The following is an 18,875-nucleotide window of genomic DNA, read 5'->3' as shown; positions in this document are numbered from 1 at the left end:
ACACAGAAGAGAGCAAGCCATGGCTGGTAACCCCCCGAAGCGGAAGGTCTCCCGCTCCAACACCCGTTCGCGCCGCGCGCAGTGGAAGGCGGCGCCCATCGCGCTGACCAAGACCATCGAGAACGGCAAGGTCGTCTACGGGCGTCCCCACCAGGCGAAGGTCGTCACCGACTCGCAGGGCACGGAGCTGTTCCTGGAGTACAAGGGCCGCAAGGTCGCCGACGTCTGATCCCGCACCGGCGGATCGTGACACAGGTCGCACCTGAGCGCAGTGCGCTCACCGACAAGCTCGGAGTCGATATCGACCCCGAGCTTTTGTCGCTGGCGCTCACGCATCGTTCCTGGGCGTACGAACACGGCCAGGGGCCGCACAACGAGCGCCTCGAATTCCTCGGCGACTCCGTGCTCGGGCAAGCCGTGACCGTGCGGCTTTTCACGGCCAACCCTTCGCTCGACGAGGGTGCGCTCGCCAAGCGTCGTGCGAGCGTGGTGTCGACCGTCGCGTTGGCCCACGTCGCCCGCGGCATCGGCCTCGGCGCGCACGTGAAGCTCGGGCGGGGCGAAGAGCAGACGGGCGGCCGCGACAAGGACTCCATCCTCGCCGACACGATGGAAGCGGTGATCGGCGCGACGTATCTGTCGGTGGGCCCGGAGGCTGCGACCGGTCTCGTGCTGCGGTTGATCGACCCTCTCCTGGCGGATCCCGACCGCTACGGCGCCGCCGTGGATCCCAAGACCACGCTTCAAGAACTCGCGTCCCGCACCGGATCAACGCCTCCGGTGTACGAGGTGACCTCGACCGGTCCTGACCACAACCGGCTCTTCTCCGCCACCGTCACCGTCGGAGACTACTCCGCCCACGGAACGGGTTCGAGCAAGAAGCAGGCCGAGATGGCTGCTGCGCTGCACGCGTGGCGCGAGCTCAGCGCACGAGGCTGAGCGCGCCGTGCCGGAGCTTCCCGAGGTCGAGGTCGTCCGAGCGGGCCTCGACCCCGCCGTGTCCGGCGCCACCGTCGTCGGCGTCAGCGCGTGGGATGAGCGCGCACTGACGAGATACGACGGCACGGCCGCGGACTTCGAACGCGTCCTGACCGGACGGGTGCTGCACGGAGCGGCGCGACGCGGCAAGTTCCTCTGGATCCCGCTCGCGCCGGCGGCAGGCGAGTCACAGCCCGCCCACGCCCTCCTCGCTCACCTGGGCATGAGCGGACAGCTGCTCCTGCGGACGCCCGGTGCGCCCGCCGAGAGGCACGAGCGCATCCGCCTGGAGATCCAGCATCCGCAGCACGGTGAGCTGGCCGTCGTCTTCGCCGACCAGCGCACCTTCGGCTCACTCACGGTGGACCCCCTCACGTCGACGCCGGATGCCGCGCCCGGTGGGCTCGGCACGGATCAGCCGCTCGTCCCGGAACAGGTCGCCCACATCGCTCGCGATCCGCTCGATCCCGCTTTCCGTGACGACCGGTTCCGCGAGGCGCTGCGGCGGAAGGAGTCCGCGATCAAGCGGGTCCTGCTCGATCAGACGGTCATCAGCGGCATCGGCAACATCTACGCCGACGAAGCACTCTGGCGCACCCGGCTGCACCCTGAGACTGAGTCGCGAGCGCTCTCGACTCGTACCGTCAACCGTCTGCTGAGCGAGATCCGCGCGGTGCTGCACCAGGCGCTCGCGGAGGGGGGCACGAGTTTCGACGCCCAGTACGTCAACGTCAACGGGCAGGCCGGCTACTTCGCGCACTCCCTGAATGCCTACGGCCGCACCGGACTTCCCTGCCCGCGCTGCGGGCGCGCGATCGTACGCGTCTCCTTCATGAACCGCTCCAGCCACTACTGCCCGCACTGTCAGCGCTTCCGTTCGACTTCCGTCGCCGGCACGCTCACCGGATTCGCGGAGAAGCGCCGAGACGGCAACAGCCGGAACGACACTCAGAGCTCGGCGGGCTGAGCGCCTAGGTGAGCACCTTCTTCCACGCCCCTGCGTAGGACATCGCGTAGAATCCGATCGCCTCGTTGATGGCGAGCATGTGGCGGTTCTCTTCGGCGTTGAACGTGGTCACGCGAGGCGACTCGGGCACGAGATCGCGCCAGCGGATGAGATTCGCGCATTTGACCACGGTGCCGAGCCGTCGTCCCCGGTGTTCTCGCACGACCAGCGTGCCGTACTGCTGGGTGGCCGCGCTGCGGTCCTCGCCGATCACGAGCTCGTTGAACGCGACGATCGCGCCGGTGGGCACATGGACGACGCACGCGAGAGAAGCCAGCAGACCCTGGCTTCTCAGTCGCTCGTCGCGCGTACGGACGCGCTCGGCATCCCACTTCTCCTCCTCGATGACGAGTCCACCTTGCGGCGCATCCGTCGACATCCGGGAGATGGCGTAGGCGAAGCTGTCGAGATGCTCGTGAGGGGTGGGCGAGGTCCACTCGACGACGCGGTAGTCGTCGCCGGCGGCGCGCAGCGAGTCGTGGAGCATGCGCCCGACGAGTTCGAACGATCCGCGGAGGTCGAACGCGCTGTTGCGCTCGACCTGCTCCAACGTGTAGCCGTGCGTCAGGTGGAGGACGGTCTGGCGATCCTCCGCGGGGATCGAACCCCACCCGGTGGAGGGTTCGAGCCGATGCCCGCCCGCGTCCGGTCGGTGCAGCGTCCAGGTCTGCACGACCGTACGACCGAGCGATCGTGCTTCATCCTCGACGACGCCGAGCAGCGCCTGCTCGGCGCCCTCGCCCCAGTGCTCGGGGTCGACCATGAGGTCGAACTCGAGGGCGGTCGCCCCGTCCTCCTTCGAATAGGACAGCTTCAGGGCACCGATGATGCCCCCGTTCCGCTCGGCGACGAACCCGTCCTGACCCCAGTAGGTCTGGTCCTGCCAGAAGCCGAGCATCTCGGCCGGTTCCTGGGCCAGGTCGTCGTGTCCCGTGTCGTGCCGGCAGACGGCGTTGCCGATGCGGACCATTTCGAGGAACGGCGCCGCTTCGGGACCATCGAGACGCGCGGGCGGAGCGATCCGTGCGACCGCCACCTGCTCCGTCGAGATGTCAGGCATCGAGCACCTTCTTCCATGCGCCGTTGTAGGCGATCGGGACGAAGCCGATCGCCTCGTTGATGTCGAGCATGGGGCGGTTCTCCTCCGCGTTGTAGGTCAGCACGCGCGGCGACTGCGGGACGAGTGCTCGCCACGTCAGCAGTCCGGCGCACTTGACGAGGGTGCCGAGCCTGTGGCCCCGGTGCTCTTTCAGGACGAGCGTGTCCTCCTGGTGCGATGCCTCCGTTCGGTCTCGGCCGACGACGAGTTCGTTGAAGGCGCACAGCTCGCCGCTCTCGATGTGCTGGGCCGCCGTCACCAGAAGGAGCCGGCCACCGTCGGTGTAGAGGGCGTCGTGCCGTGAGACGCGCGCCGCGTCCCACAATTCCTCGTCGAATTCCATGGCGGCTGCGGGTGCATCCGTGTTCATCCGTGACTTCATCCAGGCGTAGCCGTCGATGTACTCCGCGGGCGTCGGAGGAGACCATTGCACGATGCGATAGTCGCTCGAGGCTTCTTCCGCCGTCGCGAGGAGCCGATCGACCTCGTCGAACGAGCCCTGCAGCTCGAAGGCGCTGTTGCGCTCGATCTGCTCGAGCGTGTGGCCGTGCCGCAGGTAGAAGCGCGCCGCCCGGTCGTGCGGGATCGACCCGAAGCCCGTCGGCGCGGCCAGCTCTGGACCGTCGGTGGCGCGGTGCTCGGCCCAGGATTGCAGGATGGTGCGGCCGTGCTCGCGCGCGGTCTGCTCGACGAGCTCGTATGCCGTCGAGCCGATGCCCTGACCCTGCGCCGCCTCGAGCAGCTCGACGAGCCAGAAGGCCACGCGAGACCCAGGGTGCAGCGGGACGTCCACGCCGACCCTGCCGACCAGGATCCCGTCGTGGAGCACGAGCCAGCTGAAGCGCAGTTCGTACTCGTCGGGCAGGTAGTGCGGGAGAAGCTCAGCCGCGGTGATCGCTTCGTCGCCGTGACCGGAGATCTCGCGGTAGATGCGGTTGCGCACGTCGACCATCGCAAGGAAATCGGCGGCGTCGGGCGCATCGAGCGACGCCGGGATCGTGAGCGGCCGAAGTTCGATGCCCGTGGGGGCGGGGGCGGTGATCATGACGATCTCCGTTCTGTGTGAAGTGAGGGCGCGCGGGGCCTCCGGAGGGCCCCGCGCGGGTCAGGCGCGGATGCTGTCGAGTGCGTGGACGCGAAGGGCAGCATGGTGGAGATCGGAGCGAGCCCGATCATTGCGCATACGGCGTGCGTGCGCGTCGCGATCGCGCGCGCCCTCCTGGCGGCGGGCGCTGCGCAGCAGCAACCAGAGTCCGATCCGCAGTTCGAAGCGGTCGACGGGCGTCAGGTGCACGCCGTCCGCCGTCGTGGCGAAGTCGAATCGTCGCTCCGTGCCGGGAGACCGGACGGGCGTCAGGGTGTCGTTCATGATGGTCTCTTCCAAGTGAAGGGTGGTGGGGGAGGGAGGCGCACGAGAGGGCGCGGGATCGCGGAGACGCGACGGACGCGGACCCGCGGGGGGCGCCTGCGCGGACAGCCGCGACAAGGCCCGTGGCACGCTCCGCGGAGGCGCAGGGACCGCCTGCAGGGCGGAGTCCTCCTGAGCGGCGGGTCAGACGGCCGTGAGAGCGGTCGCGCCGAACGACGAGGTCACCGGAGCGGATCCGCGGAACGGCGTACGGCAGACGGGCGCGAAGCCGGGTGTGATCATGTGCATCATCGGTGACCTCCTTTCGTGGGTGTGGACGCGAAGAGAGACGCTAGCGCGTGTCCGATACGCTCGTCAAGCGAATTTTCAGTTTCGAGGGATGACGGGCGTGTCGGGCATCGCCGCCCCGCGTGCGTGCTCCTTGCGCCGTGTGCGGCCCCGCCTCCTCTGACGAAGCCGACTCCTCCGGTAGCGTGATGCGGTGAACCGAGCGGGATGGAAGGCGTCCGTATGCACCTGAAGAGCGTGACGCTCAAAGGGTTCAAGTCGTTCGCCCAGCCGACGACGTTCGCGTTCGAGACCGGTGTGACCTGCATCGTCGGACCCAACGGCTCGGGCAAATCGAACGTGGTCGACGCCCTCGCGTGGGTCATGGGTGAGCAGGGCGCCAAGACGTTGCGCGGCGGCAAGATGGAAGACGTCATCTTCGCCGGTACCGCGACGCGAGGACCGCTCGGTCGTGCCGAAGTACAGCTCACGATCGACAACGCGGATGGCGCGCTGCCCATCGAGTACTCCGAAGTGACGATCAGCCGGACGCTGTTCCGCAACGGTTCCAGCGAGTACGCGATCAACGGTGCGGTGTGCCGATTGCTGGACGTCCAGGAGCTCCTCAGTGATTCCGGCCTCGGCCGCGAGATGCATGTGATTGTCGGGCAGGGTCGACTGGACAGTGTCCTGCAGGCGACCCCGGAGGAGCGGCGCGGCTTCATCGAGGAGGCGGCCGGCATCCTGAAGCACCGACGCCGCAAGGAGAAGACCCTTCGCAAGCTCGACGCGATGGAGGCTAACCTGACGCGGCTGAGCGACCTGGCCGGAGAGCTGCGACGCCAGCTCAAGCCGCTGGGGCGCCAGGCCGAGATCGCGCGCGAGGCCGCGACGATCGCAGCGGTCGTGCGCGATGCCCGCGCCAGACTGCTCGCCGACGAACTCGCGACGCTCCGTGCGGAGCTCGCCGCCCACGCGCGCAGCGAGCAGGAGCGGCACACCGAACGGCTTGCCGTCCAGGATCAGAGCGAGAACCTCCGCGCGCGGATCGCCACCCTGGAGCAGCAGCAGCGATCCGAGCAGGTCGATCAGGCCCGGACGGTGGCGCACGGCCTGGAGAGGGTGCAAGAGCGACTGCGGAGCCTGTTCACCCTCGCCGGCCAGCGTCTCGCGTTGCTGGGGGACGGCCCGGACGAGGACGGGATCGAGCTCACGACCGTGTCGCAGGCGATGATCGATGACGCCCGCGCCGAGATCGACGACATCGCGGCCGGACTCGGCGACGCTCAGGATGCCGCCGCCGAGGCTTCCCGCGAGGTGATCCGGGCCCGCGCGGAGCTCGACGCGCTCGACGTCGACATCGCGGCCCAGAGCGCGCTCGTCTCCGAGCACGACATGCGCCTCACGGCGCTGCGCGGTTCCTTCGAGGCTGCTTCCTCCGCGCTCACCGCCGTCCGGGCGGGCGTCGAACGGCAGCGTGCTGCGCTGGAGGCCGCGCTCGCACGGCGTGCCGAGGCGGAGCTCGAACTCGATGGCGTGCAGCCCGGGCTGGTTCCCGAGGGCTCGGCGGCCGAATACGCCGCGGCCTACGAGCGTGCGCAGCGCGACGCGGCCGACGCGGAGACCGCGGCGACGTCGCTCCGCGAGCGTCTGCACGCCGCGGAGCGCGAACGCGAGTCGCTCACCGCGCAGACGGCCGCCCTCGGACGGGCGCTGGATGTGCGCAACGCGGCGGCGGAGCTGATCGAGGCGGGGGGATCCGGCGTCGAAGGGCTCGTGGGCGACGCGATCAAGGTCACCGCGGGCTACGAGGCGGCGATCGCCGCCGCCCTCGGCCCGCTCGCCGAGGGCGTGCTCGTGCGCGGACGCGACGATGCCTTCCTCGTCGCGCAGACCGTCCAGGACGGCGACCTCGGCGTGATCGACATCGTCATCGCGGAGCCGGTCGCGGGTATCCGCCCGGCCGACGCGGTCATGTCCGTGCCGGGTGTGACGCCCGCGGGCGATGTCGTGACCGGGCCGGCGGGGGTGCTCGGCATCCTGGCACGGGTGGTCGTCGCTGACGACCTCGCGGCGGCGCAGGAAGCGGCGGCGCAGGCCGGTGATCTCACGATCGTCACCCGTTCGGGCGAAGTGGTGACCCGGCACACGATCCGCTCCGGATCGGGGCAAGGCCGATCTCGGCTCGAGCTCGCCGCCGAGCGTGACGCAGCCGCCGACCGGCGCGACGAGATCGTGGTCGTCGCGGATTCGCTGCGCGCCGCGTTGTCCGACGCCACGGAGTCGCTCGACGCGGCCCGTGGGCGGACCAAGTCCGCCCTCCAGGCCCTGCGCGAGCATGACGCCGCGCTCGCGGCCCACACCGAGAAGGTCAACCGCGCGAGCGTTCGGCACGAGGCCGCCGTCGCCGAGTGTGATCGCCTCACGGCTTCCCTCGCGCAGGCGACGGCAGCGGTCGAGGATGCCGAGAGAGCGGCTCTGGCCGCGGAGGAGCGTCTGCGGGCGGCCTCCGAGGCGCCGCGCCCGATCCTGGACGCCTCCTCCCGGGAAGGCATGCTCGCCGAGTTGGAGGCCGCGCGCGACGGCGAGATGCGCGCGCGGCTGGACGTCGAGACGCTCAAGGAGCGCGTCCGGGCAGGCGAGGCCAGGGTCGTCCAGCTGGAGCGACAGCGGGAACGTGAGCGGGAGGCCGCAGCCGAGGCCGCTCGGCGCGCGGTGATCCGACGCGCGCAGCGCGATGTCGCGGCCGGCGTCGCGGCAGCCTTGCCCGCGGTCCTGGACTCGGTGGACCGCTCGGTCAGCCAGGCCCGCGTGGAACTGACCGCCGCGGAGACTGCTCGCACCGCCGTGACCGCGGAGCTCGCCGAGCTGCGCAGGCAGGAGAGCGCGGTACGCGAGCGCCTCGCCGGCCTCACCGAAAGCGTCCACGGTCTCGAGCTGCAGATCCACGAGAAGCGTCTGCACGTGACGAGCCTGCTGGAGCGCGTCGCGTCCGAGCTCGGCCTCGAGGAGGATATTCTCCTTTCGGAATATGGACCCGACCAGCCGGTTCCCCGCGACGGCGCCGGAGAAGGAGAGGCCGAAAGCGTCCCGTTCGACCGTGCCGCCCAGCGGCGCCGCCTGCAGGATGCCGAGCGCAAGCTCGCGCAGCTGGGCCGGGTCAATCCGCTCGCCCTCGAAGAGTTCGCCGCGCTCGAGCAGCGGCACAAGTTCCTCGTCGAGCAGCTGGCCGATCTCACTCAGACGCGCGCGGACCTGCTGACGATCATCCAGGACCTGGACGAGCGCATGCAGACGATCTTCGCGGCCGCGTTCGAGGATACCCGACGTGCGTTCGGCGAGGTCTTTCCGATCCTCTTCCCCGGCGGAACCGGCAGTATCGCTCTGACGAACCCGGATGACATGCTCACGACCGGAATCGAGGTGTCGGTACGGCCGGTCGGCAAGAAGATCGAGCGGCTGTCGCTCTTGAGCGGCGGTGAGCGTTCACTCGCGGCCGTGGCGTTGCTGACCGCGATCTTCATGGCGCGACCCAGTCCCTTCTACATCTTGGACGAGGTCGAGGCCGCGCTCGACGACGCGAACCTCGGTCGCCTCCTGGGCGTGTTCGAGCGTCTCCGCGAGAGCAGCCAGCTCATCGTCATCACACACCAGAAGCGGACGATGGAGATCGCGGATGCGCTGTACGGGGTCTCGATGCGGCAGGACGGGGTCTCCGCCGTCGTCGGGCAGCGCGTCGGCGAGCGCGCGAGCGCCTGAGTCGTCCCCGTAGGCTGAGATCATGGCAGAGAAGTGGTCCCTCGGCAGTGCTCTGCGCGGGATGTTCGTGCGCCCCACGATCGACGAGACGACGTGGGACGACCTCGAGACGGCTCTTCTGACCGCCGACTTCGGACCGGACATCAGCGAGCGGATCATCGACGAGCTGCGCGCCAAGGTCGAGCGCTACCGCACGACCGATCCGCGAGATCTCCAGCGCATGCTGAAGGAGACGCTCGAGGAGCACTTCGCCAAGTTCGACACGACTCTGCGACTGACCGAACGTCCCGCCGTCGTACTCGTGGTCGGCGTGAACGGCGTCGGCAAGACGACGACGATCGGCAAGTTCGCGAAGTTCCTCCAGCGATACGGACGCAGCGTCGTCGTCGGGGCGGCCGACACGTTCCGCGCGGCCGCCGTCGACCAGCTCGCGACCTGGGCCGAACGCGGGGGAGCCACGATCGTCCGCCCGCAGCAGGAGGGTCAGGATCCGGCATCCGTCGCCTTCCAGACGATCGATTACGCCAAGCGCACCGGCACCGAGATCGTGCTGGTCGACACGGCAGGCAGGCTGCACACCAAGGGCGGCCTCATGGATGAGCTCGGCAAGATCCGCCGCGTCATCGAGAAGCAGGCGCCCATCAGCGAAGTGCTGCTGGTGCTCGACGCCACGACGGGGCAGAACGGTGTGATGCAGGCGCAGGCGTTCCTCGAGCATGCGGGGGTCACGGGTCTCGTCCTGACCAAGCTCGACGGATCGGCCAAGGGCGGATTCGTGCTGGCGGTGCAGGAGCGCACCGGAATCCCGGTCAAGCTGCTCGGTCAGGGCGAAGGCATCGGCGACCTCACGGGCTTCACTCCGCACGTGTTCGCCGCATCGCTCGTGGACTGATCGGCCGGCGCATCCGGGCGGCGCGCCGTCACAGGATGGCGCCCGTCGTCGCGTCCTGGTTTCATGGGGGCATGGCGATCGAACACGACTTCTTCGGACTGCTCGAGTCCGGACCGGACGGGTCGATCTTCTGGTCCGAGAACGTCGACCTCGGCGATCAGAGCGTGACGGTCGATCTCACCGCCCCTGACCAGGACGACGTGTCGGAGGCGGCTCTGGATGTCGCGGCCGCGCTCATCTCGTCGATCGAGGCGATCGATCGCACGGCGCGCAATGCGATGGTCTCCGAGTTGGACGACCGCACGAGCGAGGTCATCGAGTACATCCTCCAGCAGCAGGAGCAGCTGGGCGACGAGCTCGAGGACCTCCTCGTGGACATCTCCGGCGACGTGCAGGTGGACGTGATCCGCTCGCTGCAGCTCATGAGCATGACGATCCTCGCCGACGAGCACGGCGGTGCAGACCCCTTCGCGGTCCTCGAGTACGCGCTGGACCCCGACGCGACCGACGACGTGCTGCTGGTGAACCTCGATTCGGACGGAGACGTCCTGTCGGTGACCAGCGCCGACTGATCGCAGCGCCGCTCAGACCGCCTGAGCGAATCCCCGCTCGACGTGCACGTCGGCGGCGATGTGCGCCAGGTGGGGCGGGATCTCGCGGCCCTTCGAGATCATCGACTGCGCCCAGAGGCGCCCTGCGCGGTACGACGAGCGCACGAGCGGCCCCGCGAGCACCCCGAGGAAGCCGATGCGCTCAGCTTCCTCCTTGAACGCCACGAACTCGTCCGGCTTGACCCAGCGGTCCACCGGCAGATGCCGAGGGGAGGGCCGCAGGTACTGCGTGATCGTGATGATGTCGGTTCCGGCATCGTGAAGGTCCTGCAGGGCCTGGACGACCTCCTCCGGCTCCTCACCCATCCCCAGGATGAGGTTCGACTTCGTGATGAGGCCGAACGCGCGCGCCTGCGTGAGGACATCCAGCGAGCGCTCGTACCGGAACGCCGGCCGGATGCGCTTGAAGATGCGCGGGACGGTCTCGACGTTGTGGGCGAAGACCTCGGGCCGGCTCTCGAACACCTCGCGCAGGAGCGCCGGATCGCCGTTGAAGTCCGTCGCGAGGATCTCCACGCCCGTGTTCGGGTTCATCTCGTGGATGCGGCGGACGGTTTCGGCATGCAGCCATGCGCCGCCGTCGGGCAGATCGTCGCGGGCGACGCCCGTGACCGTGGCGTAGCGGAGGTTCATCCGCACGACGCTCTCCGCGACGCGGCGTGGCTCGTCCACGTCGTAGTCCGCGGGCTTGCCGGTGTCGATCTGGCAGAAGTCGCACCGCCGGGTGCACTGCGAACCGCCGATGAGGAACGTGGCCTCGCGGTCCTCCCAGCACTCGTAGATGTTCGGGCATCCCGCTTCCTGGCAGACGGTGTGCAGCTCCTCCGTCTTCACGAGTGAGTGCAGCGCCTGATACTCCGGGCCCATCTTCGCCCGGGTCTTGATCCACTCCGGCTTGCGCTCGATGGGCGTCTGGGCGTTGCGGACCTCCAGTCGCAGGAGCTTGCGTCCGTCGGGCGCCGACGCGCTCACGCGGGGACCGCCTCTCGGGCGAATTCCGCGCGGAAGACGGCGGAGACGGTCCCGATCAGATCCGTCGGCGACGTGTCGGCACCGATCACCTCGCTGACGGTGGTCACACCGGCATCCGTGATCCCGCACGGGATGATCCCTCGGAAGCCCGCGAGGGAATTGTCGCAGTTGATCGCGAAGCCGTGCATCGTGACGCCCTTCTCGACGCGGACGCCGATCGCGGCGACCTTGTCCTCGGACAGTGGACGGCGCACCCAGACTCCGCTGCGGCCGGCGACCTGGTACCCGTCGACGCCGTGCTGCTGCAGCGCGTCGATCAGCAGACGCTCCAGGCGCCGGACGTGCGCGACGACGTCGATCGGCTCGGCGAGCCGGACGATCGGATAGCCCACGAGCTGCCCCGGTCCGTGCCAGGTGATCTTCCCGCCCCGGTCGACGTCGATCACCGGCGTCCCGTCGACGGGTCGCTCGTGCGCCTCCGTGCGCTTGCCGGCGGTGTAGACCGCCTCATGCTCGAGGAGCAGCAGGGTGTCGGGGCGCGCATGCTCGACCACGTCGGCGTGGATGCGCCGCTGCAGCGCCCACCCGTCGAGGTACGGCACATACGTCGGCGCGGTGCCGACGTCGAGGATGTCGAGCATGATGCTCCTCCGATGAGTGACGGGGTGGTGTTTCTGGATCGAGTGCAACAATACGCGGTATGGCGATGACCGCGACCCGCCGACGCGCTGCTCGTACGCTGTCCGCATGACCGATCAGCGCGCCGGCCGCCCGAAGTCCTCCTCACGCGAGGTCCTCGCCGAGGCCGCGTGCGAGCTCTTCCTCGAACGCGGCTTCCCCGCGACGACGATCGCCGACATCGCGACGCGCGCGGGCGTCAGCCGTTCCAGCTTCTTCAACTACTTTTCGTCGAAGTCGGACATCCTCTGGTCGGGACTGGACGGACGCATCGCGGATGTCGAGCGCCGCCTGCTCTCATCCGACGGTGTGGATGCCGGGGCCGACGTCCGCGCGGCGGTTCTGCCCCTTGCGGACGGGTTCGCGCCGGACAGTCTCGCGCTCGCGCTCGTGAACGCGGGTCCGATGCAGCTTCTCGAGGAACTGCAGCGCGAAGCCGCGGTGCGTCGGTCACGCCTGGCAGCCGCCGTGTCTGACCGCTTCGTCCGCGCCGGGACCGATCGCCTCGCCGCCGAGGTCCGCGGCGCAGCGTGGGGTGGCGCCGTGCTCGCCGCCGTGGAGGCGTGGGCGCGCGACGGCGCCGGGCGCACGGCGCTCGACGGCTTCCTGATCCGAGCCGCGGACGTCGTGGCGGGTGGTCCGGAGGGTCCGGTGCGGCAGCTCCGCGTCGTCGCACGGGCGGAGGACTTCGACGAGGCGCTCGCGTTCTACCGCGACGTGGTCGGGATGCCGCAATCGGAGGCGTACGAGGCGGAAGGCGGGGCGCGCGTGGTGATCCTGGACGCCGGCCGCGCCACGCTCGAGTTGAGCAACCCCGCACAGATCGCGTTCATCGATGCCGTCGAGACCGACGGGGGAGAAAGCGACCCGATCCGGATCGCCCTCGAGGTCGGCGACACGGTGGCGATGACGGACCGGCTCGAAGCCGTCGGCGCCGTCGTCGAAGCGCCGGCGCGACAGACCCCGTGGCGATCGGTCAACGCCCGGCTGCGCGGCCCTGCCGGCCTGCAGCTGACGCTCTTCCAGGAGCTCGACCCGCGCTGAGCTCGCGCGCAGGCGGACGCGCGCGGAGGCCTCGCGTAAACTCGAAAGCACTATGGCAACCTTCGGCACGCTCTCCGATCGTCTCACCGAGACCTTCCGCAATCTGCGCACGAAGGGAAAGCTCACTCCCGCAGACGTCGACGGCACCGTCCGCGAGATCCGCCGCGCACTGCTGGACGCCGACGTCGCTCTTCCCGTGGTCAAGGAGTTCACCGCCAAGGTGCGCGAACGCGCGCTCGGCGACGAAGTCAACAAGGCCCTCAATCCTGCCCAGCAGGTCGTGCAGATCGTCAACGAGGAGCTCATTGCGATCCTCGGCGGGCAGCAGCGGCGTCTCCAGTTCGCGAAGAACCCGCCCACGATCATCATGCTCGCGGGTCTCCAGGGCTCCGGCAAGACGACGTTCGCCGGAAAGCTCGCGAAGATGCTCGAGAAGGAGGGGCACACTCCTCTTCTGGTCGCCGCCGACCTGCAGCGTCCGAACGCCGTGAATCAGCTCCAGGTCGTCGCCGGTCAAGCCGGCGCCGCGATCTACGCGCCCCAGCCCGGCAACGGCGTCGGGGATCCCGTCCAGGTCGCCCGCGACGGCGTCGAGGTGGCGCGTCGCCACCAGCACGACGTCGTGATCATCGACACCGCGGGACGCCTCGGTGTGGATGCCGAGCTCATGAAGCAGGCGGCGGACATCCGCAGGGCGACCGATCCGGATGAGGTCCTGTTCGTCATCGACGCGATGATCGGTCAGGACGCGGTCAACACCGCCAAGGCCTTCCAGGAGGGTGTCGACTTCACCGGCGTGGTCCTGTCCAAGCTCGACGGCGACGCCCGCGGTGGTGCGGCGCTCTCGGTGGCCTCGGTCACCGGACGCCCGATCATCTACGCGTCCACGGGTGAGGGGCTGGACGACCTCGAGCCGTTCCACCCCGACCGGATGGCGTCCCGCATCCTCGACCTCGGCGACATCCTGACCCTCATCGAGCAGGCGCAGCAGGCCTTCGACGAGGCCGAGGCCATGAAGATGGCCGAGAAGCTCGCGACCGACAGCTTCACCCTCGAGGACTTCCTCGATCAGATGCAGCAGCTCAAGAAGATGGGCTCGATGAAGAAGATGCTCGGGATGCTCCCGGGTATGGGCCAGATGAAGCAGCAGCTCGAGGACTTCGACGAGCGCGAGCTCGACCGGACCGAGGCGATCATCCGCTCGATGACTCCGATCGAGCGGCGCAACCCGAAGGTCCTGAACGGATCGCGGCGGCTGCGCATCGCCCGCGGCTCCGGCATGACGGTCACCGACGTCAACGCGCTCGTGAATCGCTTCGAGCAGGCCGCGAAGATGATGAAGACCGTGGCGCGCGGCGGCACGCCGAACATTCCGGGCATGGGCCCGATCCCCGGCTCGCGTCCCGGCGCGTCCGCCAAGCGCGGCAAGCAGCAGAAGGCGAAGGGCTCGCGCTCCGGCAACCCCGCCAAGCGCGCCGCCGAGAACGCCGGCATCGCGGCGGCCGCTCCCGCGGCCCCGACCGGATCGGGCTTCGGGCTCGGCGGCGCTGGCACGCCCGGCGCGCCGAGTGAGGCGGACCTCGCGCAGCTGCAGAAGCTCCTCGGCAAGAACTGACCTCCTCGCCGGCGCAGGCGAACACCCGGTCTGCAGGTGGAACGTCCGCGTTTGGTCCTGCAGAGTAGGCGAAGGCCAGCCGAAGCGACCGCTCCTCCCCAGGTCGGCGTGTGCGGCATCCTTCCACCGCCGGCCGCATCCCGCGCGCGGTGAGGCGATGGGGTGGGGCATGCTCTGCGGATGCCGCTCCTCCGACTCTCCGATTGGCTCACCGCTCGCTCGGGACTTGCGCACCGCTCCCAGGCGTTGGACGCGGGCTATACCGAGTACGCGATCCGCCAGGAGGTCGCCGGCGGACACGTGGTCAGACTTTCTCGCGGCTGGTTGAGCGCACGCCGCAGCGACCCGCTCCTCCGTCTCGCGGCCGGCGCCGGCGGGCGTCTGACGTGCGTGAGCGCCGCCCGGACGCTCGGGCTGTGGGTGCCCGACCACGAGACCGGGTCGCGGGCGCACGTGCGGGTTCCCTCCTCCTCGGCGCGACATGGGACGGGGCTGGTGCTGCACTGGAGCACACCGCCGGCGCCGGTTGCGCGCTACGCCCTCATCGACCCGATGATCGATGTGCTCGAGGCGGTCGACCGCTGCCTGCCGTTCGAATCCGCCTTGGCCGTGTGGGAGTCCGCCGTGCGCAGTGGCGCGACGAGCGTCGCTGCCCTGAGGCGGGTGATGTGGCGGTCGCGCTCCGCGCAGCGCCTCGCCGCACGCGTGGGAGCCCTTTCCGACTCGGGCCTGGAAACGATCTTCATCGACAGGTTGCGTCCGTACGGGCTTGTGGTGCGCCAGCAGGTCTGGATCGACGATCGTCCGGTGGACGCCCTCATCGGCGAGCGGCTCATCGTGCAGATCGATGGCTTCACTCACCATGCGGATGCCGCGCAGCGGCGTACGGACATCCGTGCCGACGCGCGTCTGGTGCTCTTGGGCTACACCGTCCTGCGCTTCGACTACCAGCAGGTGCTCTTCGACTGGGCCCACGTGGAAGCCACCATCATGAGCGCGGTGGCGCAGGGTCTGCACCTCGCCGCCTGAACGCAGGCGAACACCCGATCCACAGGAGGATCGTCCGCGAACTGTCCTGCGGATGCGGCGAATTCCGGCGCAGCGGTCAGTGGGGGAGAGCCGCGAGGTGCTCGCGCAGCGTGGGACCGGCGCGGAACTCACGGATCAGATGCGCCACGACCTCGCGGAGATCTCCGGCGGCGGCATCCGCCACGGTCGTCTGGCGTGCGTAGCTCGCCCCCTCGGTCATGATCGTGCGCAGACCCGCGAACTCGCGCGCGCAGTGCAGGTCGACCGCCACGGGCGCGAGGTGCTCGATCGTCTCCGCGAGGTGCTCCCGCACGGGCACCTGCCGCCCGGCGCGATCCACGATCACGCGGGCGTCCAGCCCGTAGCGGGCCGCGCGCCACTTGTTCTCCCGCACGAACCACGGCTGGATCGTCGGCAGGTCGCGCCCCTCGTCGAGCTCGCGCGAGAAGTGCTCCACGAGCACCTGCACGAGCGAGGCCACGGCCGCGAGTTCGGGAAGCGTCGACATGCCGTCGCACGCACGCACCTCGATCGTGCCCCAGCGCGGCGCGGGGCGGATGTCCCAGCGCACTTCGCTCGCGTCCGCCATGACGCCCGTCGCGACCATGTCGGCCAGATAGCCCTCGAACTCCGCCCAGGACTTCAGCGGCCACGGGAGTCCCGCGGTCGGCAGCTGCTGGAACACGAGGGACCGGTTCGAGGCGTACCCGGTGCGCTCACCGGCCCAGAAGGGACTGGAGGCGGAGAGCGCCTGCAGGTGGGGGAGATACACCGAGAGCGCATTGATGATCGGGATGACCTTGTTCACATCCTCCACGCCGACGTGCACGTGGATGCCCCAGATCATCATGTTCCGGCCCCACCACTGCGTCCGCTCGATCAGCGTGTGGTAGCGGGTCTTGTCGGTCACCTGCTGGTCGTACCACTGCGCGAACGGGTGGCTGCCGGCGCACAGCAGCTCGACCTGCATCGGATCGGTCACGGTGCGGATTGCGGCGATGCCGTCGGCGATGTCGTCCACCGCCGCGGCGACGGTGTCGCCGATGCCGCTCGTGACCTCGACCGTGTTGGTGAGGAGCTCACCGGTCACGGTGTAGCGCTCGAGCGCCGTGCGCTCCTCCAGCAGCGCGAGGACGTCCGGTCCGCGCGGCACGAGATCGCCCGTCGCGCCGTCGGCGAGCATGAGTTCCCATTCGAGACCGACCGAGGATCGCGCCGAAGTCGCGAAGGGCACCGTCATGCGCACAGTTTGACACGCGGATGCCGCCGCCCCGCGCAACCGGACGGCGGGACGACACCGGGCGTCACGCGGCCGTGCCGGTTCGCACCAGGCTCCGCGTTATGAGAGAATTGCGGGTCGGATCACCCTGCTCGACCCTCTATCCAGCTCGGTGATCCTCCTTTGGAGCTTCCGCCGGGTGTGCACCCCACTCTCCAGGCGACCAGTTCATCTCACTTCACACCATTCAGGAGAATCGTGGCTGTCAAGATCCGTCTCAAGCGCATGGGCAAGATCCGCGCGCCGTACTACCGCATCGTCGTCGCCGACTCGCGCACCAAGCGCGACGGCCGCGTCATCGAGGAGATCGGGAAGTACCACCCGACCGAGGAGCCCTCGTACATCGAGGTCGACTCCGAGCGCGCGCAGTACTGGCTCGGCGTCGGCGCGCAGCCGACCGAGCAGGTCGCGGCGCTGCTGAAGCTCACCGGCGACTGGGGCAAGTTCAAGGGCGATGCGAACGCCGTCTCGACCGTGAAGGTCAAGGAGCCCAAGGCCGCGTTCGAAGCCGACGCGAGCAAGGTCGTCATCAAGCCGAAGGCCGAGAAGAAGGCCGACGAGCCTGCGGCGGACGCCGACGCCGACGCCTCGACCGACGCAGAGTAATCGTGGTGCTGTCCGCTGCGCTCGAGCACGTCGTCAAGGGGATCGTGGATCACCCGGACGACGTGTCCATCCGTTCGTCGACGTCGCCGCGGGGCGACGTCCTCGAGATCCACGTGCACCCCGATGACCGGGGTCGTGTGATCGGGCGCGGCGGCCGCACGGCGAAAGCCCTTCGCACCCTCATCGCGGCTCTCGCCGACGGCCGGCGCGTCCGCGTCGACGTCGCGGACGACTGACGTGTCGGTCCCCGAGAACGCCGCACCCGACGAGGCGGCGCCGATTGCGGCGTCTTCCGCCCGACCGCCTCGTCAGCCCAAGACGCAGTTGCGCGTGGGCCGTCTGGTCAAGGCGCACGGACTGAAGGGTGCGCTCAAGCTCGAGCTCTACACCGACGACCCGGAGGGTCGGTTCGTCCCCGGTGCGTCGTTCACGCTCCAGGTGCCCGAAGCGTCTCCGTGGCACGGCAAGACGCTCACCGTCCGGGAGTTCCGCTGGATGAACTCGCACCCGGTGGCGTTCTTCGACGGTGTCGATGACCGCACGGCCGCCGAGGAGCTCGTGCGGGCGATCCTGTGGATCGACCAGGACGACGAGCCCCACGCGGCCGAAGAGGACGCCTGGTACGACCACCAGCTGGTCGGACTCGAGGTCATCCGCGACGGCAGCGTGGTCGGGCGAGTCGTCCGCGTCGAGCACTTCCCGGCTCAGGACCTGCTGACCGTGCGCGTCGACGGCGATCGCGAGGTCCTCGTCCCGTTCGTGAAGGCGATCGTCCCCGAGGTCGACGTGCGCGCCGGGCGTGTGACGGTGACACCCCCCGCTGGTCTGTTCGAGGACCTCCCCGCCGACGACGAGGATGAATCGGATGCCGACCTCTCGGCACCCGTTGACCCGGACGACGCCGACGAGGCCTGACGTGCGCATCGACGTCGTCTCGATCTTCCCCTCGTTCTTCGACGTCCTCGACGTCTCCCTGCTCGGCAGGGCTCGTGCACAGGGCCTGCTCGATGTGCGCGTGCACGACCTGCGCGACTGGACGAGCGACCGTCACCGCACGGTCGATGACACCCCGTACGGCGGCGGCGCCGGAATGGTGATGAAACCCGAGCCCTGGGGCGCGGCGCTGGATGACATCGCGACGGATGCCGCGCCCGGCCGCCCGCTGTTCGTCTTCCCCTCGCCCGCGGGTGAGGTGTTCACGCAGGCCACCGCCCGCGAGTTCGTCGCGCGCGACCACCTCGTCTTCGGGTGCGGCCGCTACGAGGGGATCGACGAGCGCGTGTTCGCGCACGCCGCATCGCTCGGCGAGGTGCGACTCGTGAGCCTCGGCGACTACGTCCTCAACGGCGGCGAAGTGGCCGCGATGGCGATCATCGAGGCTGTTGGGCGACTCATCCCCGGCGTCGTGGGCAATCCGGAGAGCCTCGTTGAGGAGTCGCACGAAGACGGCCTGCTGGAGTACCCCTCGTACACCAAGCCCGCGGTGTGGCGCGGAGTCGAGGTTCCCGCCGTGCTCCTGAGCGGCAATCATGCGGCGATCGCGCAGTGGCGCCGCGCGCAGCAGATCGAGCGGACGAAGGTTCGCCGGCCCGATCTGCGGATCCCGGGCGAGAACGCCGGCGAACCGGCATCATAGCGGCTCGTCCGGCGGCGAAACGGTGCCCGCCACGG

19 protein-coding genes are annotated in these 18,875 nt (G+C 69.5%); 13 read left to right on the top strand and 6 right to left on the bottom strand.

Annotation, left to right across the window (positions count from 1 at the left end; genetic code table 11):
• Positions 1–19: 19 nt before the first annotated feature.
• Genes rpmF through mutM form a run of 3 tightly spaced genes read left to right on the top strand, consistent with a single transcriptional unit; the run spans position 20 to position 1,945 of the window.
• A complete protein-coding gene (gene rpmF, locus ABD197_RS09880) occupies positions 20–229 on the top strand; it encodes a 50S ribosomal protein L32 (RefSeq protein WP_344054025.1) in 210 nt (69 codons plus the stop codon).
• Positions 230–246: 17 nt separating this feature from the next.
• Positions 247–939: a ribonuclease III gene (gene rnc, locus ABD197_RS09875; RefSeq protein WP_344054022.1), complete on the top strand. Its 693-nt coding sequence runs from the start codon at positions 247–249 to the stop codon at positions 937–939.
• Positions 940–946: 7 nt separating this feature from the next.
• Entirely contained in the window at positions 947–1,945 is a 999-nt protein-coding gene (mutM, locus tag ABD197_RS09870; RefSeq protein WP_344054020.1) for a bifunctional DNA-formamidopyrimidine glycosylase/DNA-(apurinic or apyrimidinic site) lyase, read from the top strand.
• A 4-nt stretch (positions 1,946–1,949) separates the two neighbouring features.
• Here mutM and ABD197_RS09865 read toward each other — a convergent pair whose 3' ends face one another.
• From ABD197_RS09865 to ABD197_RS09855, 3 genes are read right to left on the bottom strand one after another with little or no spacing between them, the layout of a single operon-like run.
• Entirely contained in the window at positions 1,950–3,044 is a 1,095-nt protein-coding gene (locus tag ABD197_RS09865) for a GNAT family N-acetyltransferase (protein WP_344054018.1), read from the bottom strand.
• Positions 3,037–4,128, bottom strand: a complete 1,092-nt coding sequence (locus ABD197_RS09860; protein WP_344054016.1) for a GNAT family N-acetyltransferase — start codon at positions 4,126–4,128, stop codon at positions 3,037–3,039. Before ABD197_RS09860 ends, ABD197_RS09865 begins: the two co-directional genes overlap by 8 nt.
• Positions 4,129–4,188: 60 nt before the next feature.
• The gene (locus ABD197_RS09855; RefSeq protein WP_344054014.1) at positions 4,189–4,452 is read right to left on the bottom strand and encodes a hypothetical protein; all 264 of its coding nucleotides are present in this window, start codon (positions 4,450–4,452) and stop codon (positions 4,189–4,191) included.
• Between the two features lie 510 nt (positions 4,453–4,962).
• On the opposite strand from ABD197_RS09855, the gene smc reads away from it, so the two are divergent.
• The 3 genes from smc to ABD197_RS09840 all read left to right on the top strand — a co-directional run bounded on the left by smc (position 4,963) and on the right by ABD197_RS09840 (position 9,942).
• Positions 4,963–8,478, top strand: coding sequence for a chromosome segregation protein SMC (smc, locus tag ABD197_RS09850; RefSeq protein WP_344054012.1), 3,516 nt, complete (start codon positions 4,963–4,965; stop codon positions 8,476–8,478).
• A 22-nt stretch (positions 8,479–8,500) separates the two neighbouring features.
• On the top strand, positions 8,501–9,370 hold the full coding sequence (gene ftsY, locus ABD197_RS09845) for a signal recognition particle-docking protein FtsY (RefSeq protein ID WP_344054010.1): 870 nt from the start codon (positions 8,501–8,503) through the stop codon (positions 9,368–9,370).
• A gap of 71 nt (positions 9,371–9,441) precedes the next feature.
• The gene (locus ABD197_RS09840) at positions 9,442–9,942 is read left to right on the top strand and encodes a DUF2004 domain-containing protein (RefSeq protein WP_344054008.1); all 501 of its coding nucleotides are present in this window, start codon (positions 9,442–9,444) and stop codon (positions 9,940–9,942) included.
• 12 nt (positions 9,943–9,954) lie between these two features.
• Here the strand turns inward: ABD197_RS09840 and lipA are convergent, their stop codons facing one another.
• Entirely contained in the window at positions 9,955–10,953 is a 999-nt protein-coding gene (lipA, locus tag ABD197_RS09835) for a lipoyl synthase (RefSeq protein WP_344054006.1), read from the bottom strand.
• The gene (gene lipB / locus ABD197_RS09830; protein ID WP_344054004.1) at positions 10,950–11,594 is read right to left on the bottom strand and encodes a lipoyl(octanoyl) transferase LipB; all 645 of its coding nucleotides are present in this window, start codon (positions 11,592–11,594) and stop codon (positions 10,950–10,952) included. The genes lipA and lipB overlap by 4 nt, the downstream gene beginning before the upstream one ends.
• Positions 11,595–11,700: 106 nt before the next feature.
• Here lipB and ABD197_RS09825 point away from each other — a divergent pair, with 106 nt between their 5' ends.
• From ABD197_RS09825 to ABD197_RS09815, 3 genes are all read left to right on the top strand, one after another.
• Positions 11,701–12,675, top strand: a complete 975-nt coding sequence (locus ABD197_RS09825) for a TetR family transcriptional regulator (protein ID WP_344054001.1) — start codon at positions 11,701–11,703, stop codon at positions 12,673–12,675.
• Positions 12,676–12,727: 52 nt separating this feature from the next.
• Complete coding sequence (gene ffh, locus ABD197_RS09820; RefSeq protein ID WP_344053999.1) at positions 12,728–14,290, top strand: signal recognition particle protein; 1,563 nt, start codon at positions 12,728–12,730, stop codon at positions 14,288–14,290.
• Between the two features lie 180 nt (positions 14,291–14,470).
• Positions 14,471–15,319: an endonuclease domain-containing protein gene (locus ABD197_RS09815; RefSeq protein ID WP_344053997.1), complete on the top strand. Its 849-nt coding sequence runs from the start codon at positions 14,471–14,473 to the stop codon at positions 15,317–15,319.
• Between the two features lie 76 nt (positions 15,320–15,395).
• Here the strand turns inward: ABD197_RS09815 and ABD197_RS09810 are convergent, their stop codons facing one another.
• Complete coding sequence (locus tag ABD197_RS09810; protein ID WP_344053995.1) at positions 15,396–16,559, bottom strand: glutamate--cysteine ligase; 1,164 nt, start codon at positions 16,557–16,559, stop codon at positions 15,396–15,398.
• 237 nt (positions 16,560–16,796) lie between these two features.
• Here ABD197_RS09810 and rpsP point away from each other — a divergent pair, with 237 nt between their 5' ends.
• Genes rpsP through trmD form a run of 4 tightly spaced genes read left to right on the top strand, consistent with a single transcriptional unit; the run spans position 16,797 to position 18,840 of the window.
• A complete protein-coding gene (gene rpsP, locus ABD197_RS09805; protein ID WP_344053994.1) occupies positions 16,797–17,204 on the top strand; it encodes a 30S ribosomal protein S16 in 408 nt (135 codons plus the stop codon).
• A 5-nt stretch (positions 17,205–17,209) separates the two neighbouring features.
• The gene (locus ABD197_RS09800; protein WP_344055835.1) at positions 17,210–17,440 is read left to right on the top strand and encodes an RNA-binding protein; all 231 of its coding nucleotides are present in this window, start codon (positions 17,210–17,212) and stop codon (positions 17,438–17,440) included.
• Positions 17,441–17,483: 43 nt separating this feature from the next.
• Positions 17,484–18,119, top strand: coding sequence for a ribosome maturation factor RimM (gene rimM / locus ABD197_RS09795; protein ID WP_344055834.1), 636 nt, complete (start codon positions 17,484–17,486; stop codon positions 18,117–18,119).
• Between the two features lies 1 nt (position 18,120).
• A complete protein-coding gene (trmD, locus tag ABD197_RS09790; protein WP_344055833.1) occupies positions 18,121–18,840 on the top strand; it encodes a tRNA (guanosine(37)-N1)-methyltransferase TrmD in 720 nt (239 codons plus the stop codon).
• Positions 18,841–18,875: the final 35 nt, after the last annotated feature.

The organism is Microbacterium lacus (genome assembly GCF_039531105.1).
Classification (GTDB): domain Bacteria; phylum Actinomycetota; class Actinomycetes; order Actinomycetales; family Microbacteriaceae; genus Microbacterium; species Microbacterium lacus.
Note: the sequence above shows the minus strand (reverse complement) of the source record. Positions and strands in the feature narration are given on the sequence as shown.

Excerpts from the sequence above, each read along its gene's own strand:
- rpmF (WP_344054025.1), top strand. The coding sequence starts at position 20 with ATGGCTGGTAACCCCCCGAAGCGGAAGGTCTCCCGCTCCAACACCCGT.
- ABD197_RS09865 (WP_344054018.1), bottom strand. The coding sequence starts at position 3,044 with ATGCCTGACATCTCGACGGAGCAGGTGGCGGTCGCACGGATCGCTCCG.
- ABD197_RS09860 (WP_344054016.1), bottom strand. The coding sequence starts at position 4,128 with ATGATCACCGCCCCCGCCCCCACGGGCATCGAACTTCGGCCGCTCACG.
- ABD197_RS09855 (WP_344054014.1), bottom strand. The coding sequence starts at position 4,452 with ATGAACGACACCCTGACGCCCGTCCGGTCTCCCGGCACGGAGCGACGA.
- smc (WP_344054012.1), top strand. The coding sequence starts at position 4,963 with ATGCACCTGAAGAGCGTGACGCTCAAAGGGTTCAAGTCGTTCGCCCAG.
- ftsY (WP_344054010.1), top strand. The coding sequence starts at position 8,501 with ATGGCAGAGAAGTGGTCCCTCGGCAGTGCTCTGCGCGGGATGTTCGTG.
- ABD197_RS09840 (WP_344054008.1), top strand. The coding sequence starts at position 9,442 with ATGGCGATCGAACACGACTTCTTCGGACTGCTCGAGTCCGGACCGGAC.
- lipB (WP_344054004.1), bottom strand. The coding sequence starts at position 11,594 with ATGCTCGACATCCTCGACGTCGGCACCGCGCCGACGTATGTGCCGTAC.
- ABD197_RS09825 (WP_344054001.1), top strand. The coding sequence starts at position 11,701 with ATGACCGATCAGCGCGCCGGCCGCCCGAAGTCCTCCTCACGCGAGGTC.
- ffh (WP_344053999.1), top strand. The coding sequence starts at position 12,728 with ATGGCAACCTTCGGCACGCTCTCCGATCGTCTCACCGAGACCTTCCGC.
- ABD197_RS09815 (WP_344053997.1), top strand. The coding sequence starts at position 14,471 with ATGCCGCTCCTCCGACTCTCCGATTGGCTCACCGCTCGCTCGGGACTT.
- ABD197_RS09810 (WP_344053995.1), bottom strand. The coding sequence starts at position 16,559 with ATGACGGTGCCCTTCGCGACTTCGGCGCGATCCTCGGTCGGTCTCGAA.